This window comes from Pseudomonas sp. BP8 (assembly GCF_017875955.1).
GTDB lineage: Bacteria > Pseudomonadota > Gammaproteobacteria > Pseudomonadales > Pseudomonadaceae > Aquipseudomonas.
The window spans coordinates 1,319,108-1,335,000 of record NZ_JAGINK010000001.1; the positions used below are offsets into that span (position 1 = coordinate 1,319,108).

The window sequence follows — 15,893 nt, forward strand, 5'->3', positions numbered from 1 at the left end:
TGCCCGCCTGCTGCTTGCGCTGTCTATGGTGCGCAGTTCCGCCGCCCGCCACAAGGCGCGCGGCTTGTCTTCTGCAAAGGAATCCGATGATGCGCCTTCCTGCTGCCCTGGTCGCCTTGTGCGCTGGTCTTGTTGTTTCCACCCAGACGCTGGCCGCTGATCTGCCACAGCGCTGGGTGAGTGCGGGTGGCGCCTTGAGCGAGTGGGTCAGCGCACTGGGCGGCGAGCAGCGCCTGGTCGGGGTCGACACCACCAGCCAGCACCCGCAGTCGCTCAAGGCCCTGCCGAGCATTGGTTATCAGCGCCAGTTGTCGGCCGAGGGGATCCTCAGCCTGCGCCCCGATGTATTGGTCGGTACCGAGGAGATGGGCCCGCCGCCCGTGCTGGCGCAGATCCGTAGCGCCGGGGTGCGGGTCGAACTGTTCTCGAGCAAGGCCGAGCTGGCCGCCGTGGACGAAAACCTCAAGCACCTGGGCAGCCTGCTCGGCGCTGAGCAGAAAGCCAGCGAACTGGCGAGCGGCTACCGCCAGCAACTCGATCGGTTGCAGGCCAAGGTCACGCAGGCCCAGGCCAGCCAGAAGGCGCCAGGCGTGCTGTTGCTGGTCGGCCATGCCGGCGCCAAGCCGATGATCGCCGGGCAGGGCACTGCGGGTGACTGGCTGTTGCGCCAGGCGGGCGCACGTAACCTGGCGGATCATCAAGGCTACAAGAACTTTTCGGTCGAAACCCTGGCCGCGCTGGACCCGGATGTCCTGGTGTTCTCCGACCGCAGCCTCAGCGGCGAGCAGGCGTTGCAGGCGCTGGTCAAGGAGAATCCGGCGCTGGCCGCCTCGCGCGCGATCCGCGACAAGCGCTTGGTCTCACTTGACCCGACGCTGCTGGTCGGTGGCCTTGGCCCCCGCCTGCCGGCCACCCTTGAGCAATTGGCCGCTGCCTTCTATCCGGCGGCCAAGGCCAGCCTCGCCCAATGAGACAAAGGATCAAGCCACGTACGCTGTTCATTGGCCTGAGCCTGCTGTGCTTGTTGGCGGTGTGGTTGTCGCTGGCGCTGGGCCCGGTCAGCCTGCCGCTGCTCGATACCTTGCGCGCGGGCGTGCGCCTGCTCGGACTGCCGGTGGCCGCTGATGGCCTGGAGCAGGCCGAGATGATCCTCGGTCAGATCCGCCTGCCGCGGACCATGCTCGGGCTTGCCGTTGGCGCTGTCCTCGCATTGTCCGGGGTGGCCATGCAGGGCTTGTTTCGCAACCCGCTGGCTGACCCCGGCCTGGTCGGGGTGGCGAGCGGTGCAGCGTTGGGCGCCGCGATCGCGATCGTCGGGGGCAGTTGGCTGGGAGGCATCCCGGAGTGGTTTGCGCCGTACCTGTTGTCGGTGTGTGCCTTTGCCGGTGGTTTAGGGGTGACGGCACTGGTTTATCGCCTGGGCAAGCGTGACGGCCAGACCAATGTTGCCACCATGTTGCTGGCGGGTATCGCCCTGACCGCGTTGGCGGGCTCGGCGGTCGGTCTGTTCACTTACCTGGCCGACGATGCCACCTTGCGCAGCCTGACCTTCTGGAACCTGGGCAGCCTCAACGGCGCCAGTTACCAGCGGCTGTGGCCGTTGATTGTGGTGACTGTGGCTGTGGCCCTGTGGCTGCCACGTCGGGCCCAGGCGCTCAATGCCTTGTTGTTGGGCGAATCGGAAGCGCGTCATCTGGGTGTCGACGTGGAGGCGCTCAAGCGTGAGCTGGTGTTCTGTACGGCACTCGGGGTAGGGGCAGCGGTGGCGGCGGCGGGGTTGATCGGCTTCATCGGTCTGGTGGTGCCGCACCTGGTGCGGCTGGTAGCAGGGCCTGATCATCGGGTGCTGCTGCCGGCATCATTGCTGGCGGGCGGGTCGCTGCTGCTGTTTGCCGATCTGATTGCGCGCCTTGCCTTGGCGCCTGCAGAACTGCCGATCGGCATCGTCACGGCGTTTATCGGCGCGCCGTTCTTTCTGTTGTTACTGATCCGGGGGCGCAGCTGATGCTCGAAGTCGAAGGGCTGCATCTGCGCCGGGGTAGCGTCGAGGTCCTGCACGATCTTCACCTGACCCTGCAGCCGGGCCAGATCCTTGGCGTGCTCGGGCCCAATGGTGCTGGCAAGAGCAGCCTGCTCGGCGCGCTGTGTGGTGAGCTGACGCCTGACCAGGGTCGGGTGCGCCTGCTGGGCCGTGAATTGGCGCAGTGGGGCGGCCAGGCGCGGGCGCGCCATCTGGCAGTGTTACCACAGGTGTCCAGCCTCGGTTTTGCCTTCCGAGTCGAAGAAGTGGTTGGCATGGGTCGCTTACCCCATGGTAGCGGCAAGCAACGTGACCAAGAGATCATCGAGGCCGCGCTGCGTGCAGCGGATGCCTGGCACCTGCTGCAACGCAGCTACCTGGCGCTGTCTGGCGGTGAACGCCAGCGCGTGCACCTGGCGCGGGTGCTGGCGCAACTGTGGCCAGGCGAGGCTGGGGCCACGCTGCTGCTTGACGAACCCACTTCAATGCTTGACCCGTTGCATCAGCACACCACCCTGCAGGCGGTCCGTAGCTTCGCCGACCGCGGCGGCGCCGTACTGGTCATCCTGCATGATCTGAACCTGGCGGCGCGTTACTGTGCCCAGGTGCTGCTCCTCGAACAGGGGCGCTGCCATGCCTTGGATACGCCACGCCAGGTGCTCACGCCAAAGGCGTTGAAAGCCGTGTTCGGTATCGATGTGCTGGTCCAGGATCATCCGGAGCGTGGCCATCCGCTGATCATCACTCGTTAGGAGGCTCGCCATGCGTTATCCGTTGCTGTCGCTTTGCCTTGCCCTGGCCTTGAGTGGTTGCCAGGCGCACTCATCCCGCGTGCCGGCATTGCCGGCCTGGCCAAGCAGTGAAGGTCGTGACAGCGCCGAGTTGGGGCAGATTCGCGAGCTTGCCAGCGGTCGTCTGCTCAGCCCGCAGCAATTGCTCGCGCAGTTGGCCGATACGCCTCGGGTGCTGGTGGGAGAAAAGCATGACAACCCCGACCATCATGCCCTGCAACTGTGGCTGCTGCGCGCCCTGCAGGGGCAGCGTGCGCAGGGCAGCCTGCTGCTGGAAATGCTCCAGCCCGAGCAGCAGGCGCGGGTTGACGCACTGGTCGGCAAGTCGCCCTTGCCGGATGACCTGGCCCAGGCCTTGGCCTGGCAAGAGGGCTGGGACTGGGCATTCTACGGGCCGATCGTGCGCGAGGCGCTGCAGCAGCAGGTAGCGTTGCTGGCGGCCAATCTTTCTACCGACGAGCTGCGTCAGGCCTATCGTCAGCCGACCGCAATCGAGGGACCGCAGTCGAATGCGCCTGCAGTCAAGGCGGCGCTGTTGCAGCAGGTGCGCGAGGGGCACTGCGGATTGCTCCCGGACAGCCAACTGCCGGCGATGCTGGCTGTCCAGCAGCAGCGAGATCGACGCATTGCCGAGCGGTTGCTGGCGGCACCACAGCCCGCCTTGCTGTTTGCCGGCAGTTATCACGTGCGCAAGGATCTGGGCGTACCGCTGCATCTGGCCGACCTTGGCGCCAAGGGCGAGACCAAGGTGGTGCTGCTGGCCGAGGTTGGCGAGACGGTGGAACCGGGGATGGCCGATTACGTGTGGTTCACCGCCGCGCTGCCTGAGCAGGATTATTGTGCTCAGTTGCGCAAAACCCATTGAGCATCTGGCGCGACGCGGTCCCTGTAGCGGGCTTGCCCCGCGAACAGGCCTGACAGCCCACCGCGCTAAATCGCAGGCAAAAAAAGACCCGGCAAAAAGCCGGGTCAATAACCGTGATTAGCCTGATGAGGAGATAATCTGAGAGTCCGAACCAGGGGCTTTCAGGTTACCCAACCAGTCTCGCGACCAGTTGTGATAATCATAACGATTCTCATTTCTACGTCAATCCCTTTCCTGATTTATTTCTGATTTTTTTGCGGAGGGTTCTTGGCGTCCAGCTGCTGATTGAGCGCTTGCTTGCGTTCGGCAGGCAAATCGTTCCAGTGCATGTCCAGCAGCGCGCCCTCGATTGCGTACAGCAACACTTTCGACGCCCGGAAGCCTCGGGTTCGCACCGCCTGATAAGCGCCAACCGCGCCCAGCCGACGAAGGTCCGATGCGTTATGGATACCGGCCGCATGCAACCACTGAGCGGAGGTCTTGCCAAGGTTCTTCAGGTGTTGCAGTTCATCGTTCATCGAGCCTCCTTGCGATGGCTGAACGGGTCATGTGGAAAATCGCGAGCAGGTCAGACAGGAGTGTAGCGGGGGCTGGGAGATACGCGGCGTTTTGCCATCGGAGCCGACGGGATGCTGCTGGAGGGGTGGGGCAGTGCAGGCGACTTCGCGGGCTTGCCCCGCAAAGTCGCCTGCACAAATACGATCAATATCCGGCTGAAGGAAGGCTTACAGCCCTGGCAGGCGCTGGCGAATCTGCTCGATCAGCTGGTCCATGCTGGCGCTTTCCTGAGTGTCGACGCGCTTGCTGTCGCGCAGCTCCTGCTCGGTCAACGGTTCGCGGCTGGCCTGTTGCGCCTTGACCACGTCGAGGGTCGCGTCCGAGGGATCGTCGTTGTCCGCCTGACGCTGGGCCAGCCAGCTTTCGATGACGGCCTCGGGAGCATGGCAGTCGAGGATCAACAGCGGTACGCCGGTCCCGCTGGCGACGTCTGCCGCGGCCTGGCGTTGCTCGCGCTTGAGATAGGTCGCATCCAGTACCACCGGGAAGCCCGCGCGCAGAATCACCTCGGCCAATTGATGCAGACGCTGGTAGGTGGCGGCGCTAGCCTCTTGTTGATAGATACCGGCCTGCAACTGGCCGGCATTGTGCTCGACCTGCTCACCGAACAAGCGCTTGCGCTCGACGTCGGAGCGCACGCGGATTGCCCCCAGCGCCTCGACCAAGCGCATCGACACATGGCTCTTGCCCACTGCCGAGACACCGTGGGTGATGGCCAGCATACGCGAGGGGATCGCGCTGTAGCTTTCGGCCAGGTTGGCATAGTTGCGGTAGGTGCGCAGGGTAGTGGCACGCTGCACGCCATCGGCATCGGCCGGCATGCTGAACAGTGCGACCTTGGCGCGGACCAGGGCGCGGTAGGCTTTGTAGAAGTTGAGCAGTTCAAGCCCTTGGTAATCGCCGGTCAGCTCGAGGTACTGACTGATGAAACGCCGTGCCAGGCATTTCAGGCCGCGGTCTTCGAGGTCCATGGCGAGGAAGCCGGTATCGGCCCAGACATCGGTCTTGCGGAACGGCTCGTTGAATTCGATGCAGTCGAAGATGACTACCTGGCCATTGATCACCGTGGCGTTGCCGAGGTGGATATCACCGTGGCATTCGCGAATGAAACCGTTGGCCTTGCGCGCCTCGAACAGGCCTTGCAGGCGGTCGAAACTGCTCCGCGCCCAGGCCTGCAGGTTGTCCAGTTGCTGCAGGTCGGCCTTGTCGCTGAGGAACGGGCGAATCTGCTCGAAGTTCTGCTCGACCGGTGCCATTACGCTCTCAGGCGAGCCGAACGGCTCCTCGGCCGCGACCTTGGGGGTCTGCAGGTGGAACTCGGCGATCTGCCGGGCCATCTGGTCGATATGGCTGGCGGTCAGTTCACCATTGGCCTGCAGGGTGCTGAGCAACTGGCTCTGAGGGAACTGACGCATCTTCAGGGCAAACTCGATCGGCTCACCTTCGCCGCCCAGCTGAGGTGCTTCGACACTGCCGGTGATTGGCAGGACGTCCAGGTAGAGACCGTCGGTCAGGCGTTGGTTAAGGCGCAACTCTTCGTTACAGAAATGCCCACGCTGGTCCAGGCCGGTGAAGTCGAGAAAGCCGAAGTTCATCGGCTTCTTGATCTTGTAGGCGTACTCACCGGTGAGCAGGACCCAGGAGATGTGCGTCTCGATGAGCTGGAAGCCATCCACGGGGTGAGGGTAGAGGGCAGGGTTCTGCAGGGCACTGATGAGGGCTTGGCTCACGGGCAATCCTTCGGAGTAAGGGAATTCGAATGCGCCATTATGGTCAATGGTGCCGTCCCTGCATACCGCCGGGCCTGCCTTGACTAAAGTGCGTATAATCCGCCGCCATGACTCGATCCCGAAATCCCCGTACTCCGCAGAAACGCTCGCCCGGCCGCTCCCGTGCCTGGCTGGGTTGGGCCCTGAAGCTCAGCCTGGTCGGCCTGGTGATCGTCGCCGGCTTTGCGATCTACCTCGATGCCATCGTCCAGGAGAAGTTCTCCGGCAAGCGCTGGACTATCCCGGCCAAGGTGTATGCCCGGCCGTTGGAGCTGTTCGTCGGCCAGAAGCTGAGCAAGAACGACTTCCTTACCGAGCTCGATGCCCTCGGCTATCGCCGCGAAAGCGCGGCCAACGGCCCGGGTGCAGCGTCGGTCAACGGTAACAACGTCGACCTCAATACCCGTGGCTTCCAGTTCTATGAAGGCATGGAACCCGCGCAGTTCGTGCGTGTACGCTTCTCCGGCGACTATGTCGCAGGGATGAGCGGCGCCAACGGCGGCAAGCTCGACGTGGTGCGTCTGGAACCGCTGATGATCGGCGGTATCTACCCGAAGAACCTCGAAGACCGCATCCTGATCAAGATCGACCAGGTGCCGCCTTACCTGCTGGAAACTCTGATCGCGACCGAAGACCGCGATTTCTACAGCCATTTCGGCGTTTCGCCGAAGTCGATTGCCCGTGCGGTGTGGGTCAACACTTCGTCCGGCGCCATGCGCCAGGGCGGCAGTACCCTGACCCAGCAGTTGGTGAAGAACTTCTACCTGACCAACGAACGCAGCCTCAGCCGCAAGCTGACCGAGGCGATGATGGCGGTCCTGCTCGAGCTGCACTACGACAAGCGCGAGATCCTTGAGGCGTACCTCAACGAGGTGTTCGTCGGCCAAGACGGCCAGCGCGCCGTGCACGGCTTCGGCCTGGCTAGCCAGTTCTTCTTCAGTCAGCCGCTGCAGGAGCTCAAGTTGCACCAGATCGCCTTGTTGGTGGGTATGGTCAAAGGCCCGTCCTATTACAACCCGCGGCGTTACCCGGAGCGTGCTCTGACGCGCCGCAACCTGGTGCTGGACCTGCTCGCAGAGCAGGGCGTGGCGAGCAAGGAAGTGATTGAAGCGGCGAAAAAGATGCCACTGGGTGTGACCAAGCGTGGCAGCCTCGCCGACAGCTCATTCCCGGCTTTCCTCGACCTGGTCAAGCGCCAGCTGCGCCAGGACTACCGTGACGAAGACTTGACCGAAGAAGGCCTGCGCATCTTCACCAGTTTCGACCCGATCCTGCAGATGAAGGCCGAAACGGCGATGAGCGAAACCTTCAAGCGTCTGACCGGACGCAAGGGCTCAGATGCGGTCGAGTCGGCGATGGTCGTGACCAACCCGGAGACCGGTGAAGTGCAGGCGCTGATCGGCGGTCGCCAGTCGGGCTTCGCTGGCTTCAACCGGGCCATCGACGCGGTGCGGCCAATCGGCTCGCTGGTCAAGCCGGCGGTGTACCTGACCGCGCTGGAAAAACCGAGCAAGTACACCCTCACCAGTTGGGTGCAGGACGAACCCTTCTCGGTCAAGGGCGCCGACGGCCAGGTCTGGCGTCCGCAAAACTACGACCGGCGCCCGCACGGCACCATCTACCTGTATCAGGGCCTGGCCAACTCGTACAACCTGTCCACAGCCAAGCTGGGCCTGGAAGTCGGCGTGCCGAACGTGATCAAGACCATCGGTCGACTGGGCGTCAACGTCGACTGGCCGGCCTTCCCGTCGATGCTGCTGGGTGCGGGCGGGATGTCGCCGATGCAGGTCGCGACCATGTACCAGACCATCGCCAACGGTGGCTTCAACACGCCAATGCGCGGTATCCGCAGTGTGCTCACTGCCGAGGGCGAGCCGCTCAAGCGTTATCCGTTCCAGATCCAGCAGACCTTTGACCCAGGTGCCATTTATCTGGTGCAGAACGCCATGCAGCGGGTGATGCGTGAGGGTACCGGTCGTTCGGTCTACAGTGTGTTGCCGAACTCGCTGACCCTGGCCGGCAAGACCGGCACCAGTAACGACTCACGCGACAGCTGGTTCTCCGGCTTCAGCCAGGATCTGCTGGCGGTGGTCTGGCTCGGCCGCGATGACAATGGCAAGACGCCGTTCACCGGTGCCACCGGTGCACTGCAGGTCTGGACCAGTTTCATGCGCAAGGCCGACCCGCTGCCACTGGACATGCCGCAGCCGGACAACGTCGTGCAGTCGTGGATCGATCCGTACAGCGGCAACGGTTCCGACAGCACCTGTCCGGGAGCGGTGCAGATGCCGTATATTCGCGGCAGCGAACCGGCCGCTGGCGTCGCCTGTGGCGGTGAGCAGAATCCGGCAGATTCGGTCATGGACTGGGTCAAGGGCTGGATGAATTAAGCTACTGGTGGCCTGGGCGGATCAGCCCCACAGGCCATCAGCCGCATTTGAAGAGGGTGTGAAGTGAACAAGTGGTGGTTTCCTGCCTTGACCGCGCTGGCCATGCTCCATGGCTGCGCCAGCGTTCCACGCGGCAATATCCCGGTGGTCGACTCCAGCTCTCGGGTGTCCAACAGTGAGCGGATCTCCGCCAACCGCACGGCGGTCAATGCCGGCAGCGGCGGTACCCGCCAGGCGCAATCGCTGCCTGAAGATTCCGGGGTGACCGTGATGATCCCGCAGGGCGCGGGCGCATCCTCGATCCAGACCTTCCCGGCCGCCAATGGCGCGGCGCCGATCAGTACGGCGCCGATCAGCACCGGGCCGATGACCACCAATCCCAATCCGATTGCCGATGAGCCGTTCGACATCGCCTCGATGAACAGCGCACCGGCTACCAGCAACGCCCCTACCGGGATCCCGCGCAGCAACACCACCAGCGGCAGCCTGTCGGCCGACGAGCAGCTCGATGGCCCGGTGCTGGCATTGCTGACCACCGCCCAGACGCAGCAGGGCAGCGGCGACTTCAACGGCGCTTCGTCGAGCCTGGAGCGTGCCCAGCGCATTGCCCCACGCGAGCCGCAGGTGCTGTTCCGCCTGGCCCAGGTGCGTCTGTCGCAGGGCGATGCGGCCCAGGCCGAGCAACTGGCACGGCGTGCCCTGACCTACGCCAATGGTCGCCCTGACCTGCAGGCAGAGCTGTGGAACACCATTGCCCAGGCTCGCGAGAAGCAAGGTGACAGCGCCGGCGCCGCACTTGCGCGACAGAAAGCGCGGGTCAATCTGTGATGGCCGAGCAACGTATCCTCGACATCGCCGATCACCTGCTGCTGATCGAGCACGAATTGCGCAGCCAAGGCTGGTGGAGCGATCAGCCACCGAGTGCCGAAGCGCTCGCCAGTGTGGTGCCGTTTGCGGTGGATTCGATGAGCTTCGAGCTGTGGCTACAGTGGATTTTCCTGCCGCGAATGAAGCTCATTCTCGAGCATGGTCAGCCATTGCCAAGCGCTTCCGGCATTCTTGTAATGGCTGAAACGGTTTTCGTCGATCGTCCGGAGCAGAGTCGCGTGCTTCGCCGACTACTGGCTGAATTCGATCAAGTGATAAGCCGTTCCGCCTGATTTCTTCTGTTTTTCTTTGAAGAGCCGCAGATTGCGGCTCTTTTTTTGTCTTTTGTTTGTTTTTCTGCTGCTGTCTGATTGATTCGTGGTGGAACGAATTCATCCTGAGGAAAAATTGGCAATAATTTTTCTTGACTTAATGGCGGCGAATCACAAGAATCCAGTTTCCGCTTTAGAGGGACTGCCAGAAGCAGACCCGCTAAGCAGATCATGAGGCGCACACCCGCGCCGACTTGTAACACCCCGCAACGCGTTACCTCGCGCTGGGTGGGAAAACCCCGCAACACTCTGGGGTACTCCCAATACTTGCTCAGTCAGTGCTGACGTTCGCTCGTGCTCTGCTTGGCAGTAAACCTATTAAGACCCGTCCACTAGGGACGGTATTCTGGCGTTTTAGAGGTGAACAACGTGGAGCTTTTATCTGGCGCTGAGATGGTCGTCCGCTTCTTGCGTGACGAAGGCGTTAAGCACATCTACGGGTACCCTGGCGGTGCTCTCCTTCATGTATACGACGCGCTGTTCAAAGAGCCGGAAGTCGAGCACATCCTGGTTCGTCACGAGCAGGCTGCGACCCACATGGCCGATGGCTATGCTCGCGCTACCGGCAAGGCCGGCGTAGTGCTGGTAACGTCCGGCCCGGGTGCAACCAATGCCATCACCGGCATTGCCACCGCCTACATGGATTCGATTCCGATGGTCATCCTGTCGGGCCAGGTGCCTAGCACCATGGTCGGCACCGATGCCTTCCAGGAAACCGACATGATCGGTATCTCGCGGCCGATCGTGAAGCACAGCTTCATGATCAAACATGCCTCGGAAATCCCGGAAGTCCTGAAAAAAGCCTTCTACCTGGCGCAATCCGGTCGTCCTGGCCCGGTCGTGGTCGACATTCCAAAAGATATGACCAACCCGGCCGAGAAGTTCGAGTACGTCTATCCGAAGAAGGTCAAGCTGCGCTCCTACAGCCCGGCCGTACGTGGCCATTCGGGGCAGATCCGCAAGGCAGCCGAGATGATCCTCGCCGCCAAGCGTCCAGTGGTCTACTCCGGTGGTGGCGTCATTCTCGGTGGCGGCTCCGAAGCGCTGACCGAGATCGCCAAGTCGCTCAACCTGCCCGTCACCAATACCCTGATGGGTCTGGGTGGCTTCCCGGGTACCGACCGCCAGTTCCTCGGCATGCTCGGTATGCACGGCAGCTTCACCGCCAACCAGGCAATGCACAATGCCGACGTGATCCTGGCAGTCGGTGCGCGTTTCGATGACCGTGTGATCAACGGCCCGGCGAAGTTCTGCCCGAACGCCAAGATCATCCACATCGATATCGACCCGGCATCGATCTCCAAGACCATCAAGGCCGACGTGCCTATCGTTGGCCCTGTCGACAGTGTGCTCAGCGAAATGCTGGCAATTCTCAAGGAAATCGGTGAGCAGCCTGACAAGGTTGCGCTGGAAGCCTGGTGGAAGCAGATCGACGAGTGGCGTGGCGACCGCGGCCTGTTCCCTTACGACAAGGGCGACGGCAGCGTGATCAAGCCGCAGACCGTGATCGAGACCCTGTGTGAAGTGACCAACGGCGACGCCTTCGTGACGTCCGACGTGGGTCAGCACCAGATGTTCGCGTCGCAGTACTACCGCTTCAACAAGCCGAACCGCTGGATCAACTCCGGCGGCCTGGGCACCATGGGCTTCGGCTTCCCGGCGGCGATGGGCGTCAAGCTCAACTTCCCCGACCAGGACGTTGCCTGTGTGACCGGCGAAGGCAGCATCCAGATGAACATCCAGGAGCTGTCCACCTGCATGCAGTACGGCTTGCCGGTGAAAATCGTCAACCTCAACAACGGCGTACTGGGCATGGTTCGCCAGTGGCAGGACATGGCGTACAACGGCCGTCACTCGCATTCCTATGTCGAGTCGCTGCCTGACTTCGTCAAGCTGGTCGAGGCCTATGGCCACGTCGGTATCCGCATCACCAGCCTGAAGGACCTCAAGCCAAAGCTTGAAGAAGCTTTCGCCATGAAGGACCGCCTGGTGTTCATCGATATCGCGGTCGACAGGAGTGAGCACGTCTACCCGATGCAGATCAAAGACGGCTCGATGCGTGACATGTGGCTGAGCAAGACGGAGCGTACCTGATATGCGGCACATCATTTCCCTGCTGCTGGAAAACGAACCCGGTGCCTTGTCTCGCGTGGTCGGCCTGTTCTCCCAGCGCAACTACAACATTGAAAGCCTGACCGTGGCGCCGACCGAGGACCCAACCCTCTCGCGCCTGACCCTGACCACCGTTGGCCATGACGAAGTGATCGAACAGATCACCAAGAACCTGAACAAGCTGGTGGAAGTGGTGAAGCTGGTCGACCTGTCGGAGAGCGCGCACATCGAGCGCGAACTGATGCTGGTCAAGGTCAAGGCTACCGGCGCCCAGCGCGCCGAGATCAAACGCACCACGGATATTTTCCGTGGGCAGATCGTCGACGTCACCGCCAGCGTGTATACCGTGCAGCTGAGCGGCACCAGCGACAAGCTGGACAGCTTCATCCAGGCGATCGGTACCGCATCGATTCTCGAAACCGTGCGCAGTGGAGTCACCGGCATTGCCCGTGGCGACAAAGTGCTCAGCATCTAACTTCAAAAATTAGCGATGGCTCCACAGGGGCCGAGATATAACAGGGGTATTTCATGAAAGTTTTCTACGACAAAGACTGCGACCTTTCCATCATCCAAGGTAAGAAAGTCGCCATCATCGGCTACGGTTCGCAAGGTCACGCCCAGGCGTGCAACCTGAAGGACTCCGGTGTAGACGTTACTGTCGGTCTGCGTAAAGGTTCGGCTACCGTTGCCAAGGCAGAAGCCCACGGCCTGAAAGTTGCCGACGTGGCTTCCGCTGTTGCCGCTGCCGACCTGGTCATGATCCTGACCCCGGACGAGTTCCAGGGCGCTCTGTACAAGAACGAGATCGAGCCGAACATCAAGAAGGGCGCTACCCTGGCCTTCTCCCACGGCTTCGCGATCCACTACAACCAGGTTGTTCCGCGTGCCGACCTCGACGTGATCATGATCGCGCCGAAAGCCCCGGGCCACACCGTTCGCTCCGAGTTCGTCAAAGGCGGCGGTATTCCTGACCTGATCGCTATCTATCAGGACGCTTCCGGCAACGCCAAGAACGTCGCCCTGTCCTACGCCGCTGGCGTCGGTGGCGGCCGTACCGGCATCATCGAAACCACCTTCAAGGACGAGACTGAAACCGACCTGTTCGGCGAGCAGGCTGTTCTGTGTGGCGGTACCGTCGAGCTGGTCAAAGCCGGTTTCGAAACCCTGGTTGAAGCTGGCTACGCGCCGGAAATGGCCTACTTCGAGTGCTTGCACGAACTGAAGCTGATCGTTGACCTCATGTACGAAGGCGGCATCGCCAACATGAACTACTCGATCTCCAACAACGCCGAGTACGGCGAGTACGTGACTGGCCCAGAGATCATCAACGATGAATCCCGCAAGGCAATGCGCAACGCTCTGAAGCGCATCCAGGACGGCGAATACGCGAAGATGTTCATCTCCGAAGGCGCCACCAACTACCCATCTATGACCGCCAAGCGTCGTAACAACGCTAGCCACGGCATCGAGATCATCGGTGAGCAGCTGCGTTCCATGATGCCTTGGATCTCGGCTAACAAGATCGTCGACAAGGCCAAGAACTAAGCCTTTGCGATGAAATGAAAAACGCGGCTTCGGCCGCGTTTTTTCGTTTAGGCGGCGCGCTTCTGGTATAAAGCGACCAGTGGCTTGCTGTCAGAACCTGTTTCGCAAGCCCGTGTCGAAACATTTTCCACTCAGTTGCAAGGTATTTTTCATGAGCGAACGTCCCGAGGAGCCGAACAAGGCCTCCGACGCCGAAAGCCTGCTACCTGTCGATGAACATGTTGAAGAGGGGCATGACGCCGAAGGGCGCAAGGTGCGGCATCGCGGTATCTATCTGCTGCCAAACCTGTTCACCACTGCCAACCTGTTCGCCGGCTTCTATTCGATCATCAGTTCGATCAGTGCGCAGAGCGCCATGAGTGCAGGTGACCCAGTCCAGGCGAGCAAGTACTTCGCCTTTGCTGCGATCGCCATTTTCGTGGCCATGGTGCTCGATGGCCTGGATGGCCGTGTTGCGCGGATGACCAACACCCAGAGCGCTTTTGGCGCCGAGTACGACTCGCTGTCCGACATGGTTGCCTTTGGCGTTGCGCCGGCGCTGCTGGCGTTCGGCTGGGCCTTGGGTGACATGGGCAAGGTCGGCTGGATGGTGGCCTTCATCTATGTGGCCGGGGCCGCATTGCGCCTGGCGCGTTTCAATACCCAGGTCGGCACCGCCGACAAACGCTACTTCATCGGCCTGGCCAGTCCGGCGGCGGCAGGTGTTGTGGCCGGTACCGTGTGGGCGTTCAGCGACTTTGGTATTCAGGGTTCGAAGCTGTCGTTCCTGGTTGCGCTGCTGGTCGCGGCCGCGGGCATGCTGATGGTCAGCAACGTCAAGTACAACAGCTTCAAGGAACTGGACCTGCGCGGGCGCGTGCCGTTCGTGGCGATCCTGGCGGTGGTGCTGGTGTTTGCCGTGGTGTTCAGTGATCCGCCGCGCATCCTCCTGCTGATCTTCCTCGGCTATGCGGTGTCCGGGCCAGTGCAGTACCTGCTGCGGGTTCGCCGTCGAAAAGTCTGAAGTTGATTTAATGACGGAATAACCTTCCGGCTCCATAGTCTTACGGGTACATCAGTTACCCGTGCTGTGGAGCCGTTATGCTCATCAAGATCGCTCGTCCTTCCGATTGCCAGGCGTCGGAGATCACTCCAGAAAGCCTTTATCTCTCCCGTCGCGCCGTGCTGGGTGCTTCCCTGGCAGGTATCGCTGCGGGCGCATTGCCGGGAATGGCACTTGGTGCAGAGCCATCGCGCTACGCCGATGCTGCGCCCGGCGCTGCCCCTGGCTGGTTCACCGACAAGCTCGGCACTGCCCGGTGGCAGGCGATCACGGTCAAGGATGAGCCGATCACGCCGTTCAAGGATGCCACCCACTACAACAATTTCTACGAGTTCGGGACTGACAAGGGCGATCCGGCGGCCAACGCCGGCAGCTTGAAAACCGAGCCGTGGAGCCTGGTGGTTGACGGTGAAGTGGCCAAGCCTGGGCGTTATGCCCTGGAAGACTTCGTCAAACCCTACCAACTGGAAGAACGCATTTATCGGCTGCGCTGCGTCGAGGCGTGGTCGATGGTGATTCCGTGGCTTGGCTTCAGCCTGGCCGAAGTGCTCAAGCAGGTCGAGCCGACCTCCAAGGCTCGATACCTGCGCTTCGAGACCCTGCAAGATCCGAAAAGCATGCCGGGACAGCGCTCCTCGTTCGCCTTGATCGACTGGCCGTATGTGGAAGGCTTGCGCCTGGATGAGGCGATGAACCCGTTGGCGATCCTCGCGGTCGGCATGTATGGCCGGGAGCTGCCCAACCAGAATGGCGCGCCACTGCGCCTGATCGTGCCATGGAAGTACGGTTTCAAGAGTATCAAATCGATCGTGCGCATCAGCTTGGTAGCCGAGCGGCCAACCACGACCTGGGAGAGTCTTGCGCCCACCGAGTATGGCTTCTACGCCAACGTCAATCCGACTGTCGATCACCCGCGCTGGACCCAGGCCCGGGAGCGTCGCCTACCCAGCGGGCTGTTCAGCCCCAATGTGCGCGACACGCTGATGTTCAACGGTTACGCCGACGAGGTTGCCTCTCTATATAGTGGGCTCGATCTGCGGAAGAACTACTGATGCGCTATCCGTGGTTTCGCTTGGTTATCTTCGTACTGGGCTGCCTGTTCCCGGGATGGTGGCTGTATGAGGCGGCGATGAACCTGCTGGGGCCAGACCCCGGCAAGATCCTGGTCGATCGGCTAGGGCTGGGGGCTTTGATCTTCCTCCTGATCACCTTGAGCATGAGCCCTTTGCAGCGGCTTACCGGCTGGTCGGGCTGGATCGTCGTGCGTCGTCAGCTCGGTCTGTGGTGCTTTGCTTATATAGTGCTGCACATGAGTGCCTACATGGTGTTCATCCTCGGTTTGGATTGGGGGCAGTTGGGGGTCGAGTTACGCAAGCGGCCTTACATCATCGTTGGCGTGCTGGGCTTCCTGGGTTTGTTGGCCCTGGCGGTGACCTCCAACCGATACAGTCAGCGACGCTTGGGCGCGCGGTGGAAGAAGCTGCACAGGTTGGTGTACGTGATTCTGGGGCTGGGCTTGCTGCACTTCTTGTGGATTGTGCGTTCCGACCTTAAGGAGTGGGTGGTGTATGCCTCTATCGGGGCGGTTCTGCTGGCACTGCG

Annotated in this window: 16 protein-coding genes (1 of these 16 cut by a window edge); 13 read left to right on the plus strand and 3 right to left on the minus strand. The window is 61.9% G+C overall.

From position 1 onward, the window contains the following. The first annotated feature begins 86 nt into the window (after positions 1-86). From J3B00_RS05745 to J3B00_RS05760, 4 genes are read left to right on the plus strand one after another with little or no spacing between them, the layout of a single operon-like run. Positions 87-971 (plus strand): ABC transporter substrate-binding protein, encoded by an 885-nt coding sequence (locus J3B00_RS05745; RefSeq protein WP_209865301.1) that lies wholly within the window; start codon positions 87-89, stop codon positions 969-971. Positions 972-1,021: 50 nt separating this feature from the next. Next, positions 1,022-2,005, plus strand: coding sequence for an iron ABC transporter permease (locus J3B00_RS05750; protein ID WP_209874622.1), 984 nt, complete (start codon positions 1,022-1,024; stop codon positions 2,003-2,005). Beyond that, entirely contained in the window at positions 2,005-2,772 is a 768-nt protein-coding gene (locus J3B00_RS05755) for a heme ABC transporter ATP-binding protein (protein ID WP_209865304.1), read from the plus strand. Before J3B00_RS05750 ends, J3B00_RS05755 begins: the two co-directional genes overlap by 1 nt. Positions 2,773-2,782: 10 nt before the next feature. Continuing rightward, a complete protein-coding gene (locus J3B00_RS05760; RefSeq protein ID WP_209865307.1) occupies positions 2,783-3,676 on the plus strand; it encodes a ChaN family lipoprotein in 894 nt (297 codons plus the stop codon). Positions 3,677-3,915: 239 nt separating this feature from the next. Here the strand turns inward: J3B00_RS05760 and J3B00_RS05765 are convergent, their stop codons facing one another. Together J3B00_RS05765 and J3B00_RS05770 are read right to left on the minus strand one after the other, a co-directional pair. Beyond that, positions 3,916-4,194, minus strand: coding sequence for a TfoX/Sxy family protein (locus tag J3B00_RS05765; protein ID WP_209865310.1), 279 nt, complete (start codon positions 4,192-4,194; stop codon positions 3,916-3,918). A 207-nt stretch (positions 4,195-4,401) separates the two neighbouring features. Beyond that, positions 4,402-5,964, minus strand: a complete 1,563-nt coding sequence (locus J3B00_RS05770) for a bifunctional aminoglycoside phosphotransferase/ATP-binding protein (RefSeq protein WP_209865313.1) — start codon at positions 5,962-5,964, stop codon at positions 4,402-4,404. 107 nt (positions 5,965-6,071) lie between these two features. On the opposite strand from J3B00_RS05770, the gene mrcB reads away from it, so the two are divergent. From mrcB to J3B00_RS05785, 3 genes are all read left to right on the plus strand, one after another. Further along, positions 6,072-8,393: a penicillin-binding protein 1B gene (gene mrcB, locus J3B00_RS05775; RefSeq protein ID WP_209865316.1), complete on the plus strand. Its 2,322-nt coding sequence runs from the start codon at positions 6,072-6,074 to the stop codon at positions 8,391-8,393. Between the two features lie 63 nt (positions 8,394-8,456). Next, positions 8,457-9,221, plus strand: coding sequence for a tetratricopeptide repeat protein (locus tag J3B00_RS05780; RefSeq protein WP_209865318.1), 765 nt, complete (start codon positions 8,457-8,459; stop codon positions 9,219-9,221). Next, the gene (locus J3B00_RS05785) at positions 9,221-9,553 is read left to right on the plus strand and encodes a YqcC family protein (protein WP_209865322.1); all 333 of its coding nucleotides are present in this window, start codon (positions 9,221-9,223) and stop codon (positions 9,551-9,553) included. Before J3B00_RS05780 ends, J3B00_RS05785 begins: the two co-directional genes overlap by 1 nt. On the opposite strand, the gene J3B00_RS05790 is transcribed toward J3B00_RS05785, so the two are convergent. After that, positions 9,529-9,765 carry a hypothetical protein gene (locus J3B00_RS05790; RefSeq protein WP_209865324.1) on the minus strand — a complete coding sequence of 79 codons (237 nt, stop codon included), beginning with the start codon at positions 9,763-9,765 and terminating at the stop codon, positions 9,529-9,531. The two genes, J3B00_RS05785 and J3B00_RS05790, sit on opposite strands and share 25 nt — an antisense overlap. A gap of 196 nt (positions 9,766-9,961) precedes the next feature. Between J3B00_RS05790 and J3B00_RS05795 the strand changes: the two genes are divergently transcribed. The 6 genes from J3B00_RS05795 to msrQ all read left to right on the plus strand — a co-directional run. Beyond that, a complete protein-coding gene (locus tag J3B00_RS05795) occupies positions 9,962-11,686 on the plus strand; it encodes an acetolactate synthase 3 large subunit (protein WP_209865327.1) in 1,725 nt (574 codons plus the stop codon). A 1-nt stretch (position 11,687) separates the two neighbouring features. Further along, positions 11,688-12,179 carry an acetolactate synthase small subunit gene (ilvN, locus tag J3B00_RS05800; protein ID WP_003250040.1) on the plus strand — a complete coding sequence of 164 codons (492 nt, stop codon included), beginning with the start codon at positions 11,688-11,690 and terminating at the stop codon, positions 12,177-12,179. A gap of 53 nt (positions 12,180-12,232) precedes the next feature. Further along, entirely contained in the window at positions 12,233-13,249 is a 1,017-nt protein-coding gene (gene ilvC / locus J3B00_RS05805; protein ID WP_209865329.1) for a ketol-acid reductoisomerase, read from the plus strand. 151 nt (positions 13,250-13,400) lie between these two features. Beyond that, positions 13,401-14,252 (plus strand): CDP-diacylglycerol--serine O-phosphatidyltransferase, encoded by an 852-nt coding sequence (gene pssA, locus J3B00_RS05810; protein ID WP_209865332.1) that lies wholly within the window; start codon positions 13,401-13,403, stop codon positions 14,250-14,252. Positions 14,253-14,329: 77 nt separating this feature from the next. Beyond that, positions 14,330-15,343 carry a protein-methionine-sulfoxide reductase catalytic subunit MsrP gene (gene msrP, locus J3B00_RS05815; RefSeq protein ID WP_209865335.1) on the plus strand — a complete coding sequence of 338 codons (1,014 nt, stop codon included), beginning with the start codon at positions 14,330-14,332 and terminating at the stop codon, positions 15,341-15,343. Then, a protein-coding gene (gene msrQ, locus J3B00_RS05820; protein WP_209865339.1) for a protein-methionine-sulfoxide reductase heme-binding subunit MsrQ crosses the window boundary here: on the plus strand, positions 15,343-15,893 show its 5' portion. It continues 61 nt past the right edge of the window; 551 of the gene's 612 nt are visible here — the first part of the coding sequence; it begins with the start codon at positions 15,343-15,345; its stop codon lies beyond the right edge, outside the window. Before msrP ends, msrQ begins: the two co-directional genes overlap by 1 nt.

Excerpts from the sequence above, each read along its gene's own strand:
- J3B00_RS05745 (WP_209865301.1), top strand. The coding sequence starts at position 87 with ATGATGCGCCTTCCTGCTGCCCTGGTCGCCTTGTGCGCTGGTCTTGTT.
- J3B00_RS05755 (WP_209865304.1), top strand. The coding sequence starts at position 2,005 with ATGCTCGAAGTCGAAGGGCTGCATCTGCGCCGGGGTAGCGTCGAGGTC.
- J3B00_RS05760 (WP_209865307.1), top strand. The coding sequence starts at position 2,783 with ATGCGTTATCCGTTGCTGTCGCTTTGCCTTGCCCTGGCCTTGAGTGGT.
- J3B00_RS05765 (WP_209865310.1), bottom strand. The coding sequence starts at position 4,194 with ATGAACGATGAACTGCAACACCTGAAGAACCTTGGCAAGACCTCCGCT.
- mrcB (WP_209865316.1), top strand. The coding sequence starts at position 6,072 with ATGACTCGATCCCGAAATCCCCGTACTCCGCAGAAACGCTCGCCCGGC.
- J3B00_RS05785 (WP_209865322.1), top strand. The coding sequence starts at position 9,221 with ATGGCCGAGCAACGTATCCTCGACATCGCCGATCACCTGCTGCTGATC.
- J3B00_RS05790 (WP_209865324.1), bottom strand. The coding sequence starts at position 9,765 with ATGATCTGCTTAGCGGGTCTGCTTCTGGCAGTCCCTCTAAAGCGGAAA.
- ilvN (WP_003250040.1), top strand. The coding sequence starts at position 11,688 with ATGCGGCACATCATTTCCCTGCTGCTGGAAAACGAACCCGGTGCCTTG.
- ilvC (WP_209865329.1), top strand. The coding sequence starts at position 12,233 with ATGAAAGTTTTCTACGACAAAGACTGCGACCTTTCCATCATCCAAGGT.
- pssA (WP_209865332.1), top strand. The coding sequence starts at position 13,401 with ATGAGCGAACGTCCCGAGGAGCCGAACAAGGCCTCCGACGCCGAAAGC.
- msrP (WP_209865335.1), top strand. The coding sequence starts at position 14,330 with ATGCTCATCAAGATCGCTCGTCCTTCCGATTGCCAGGCGTCGGAGATC.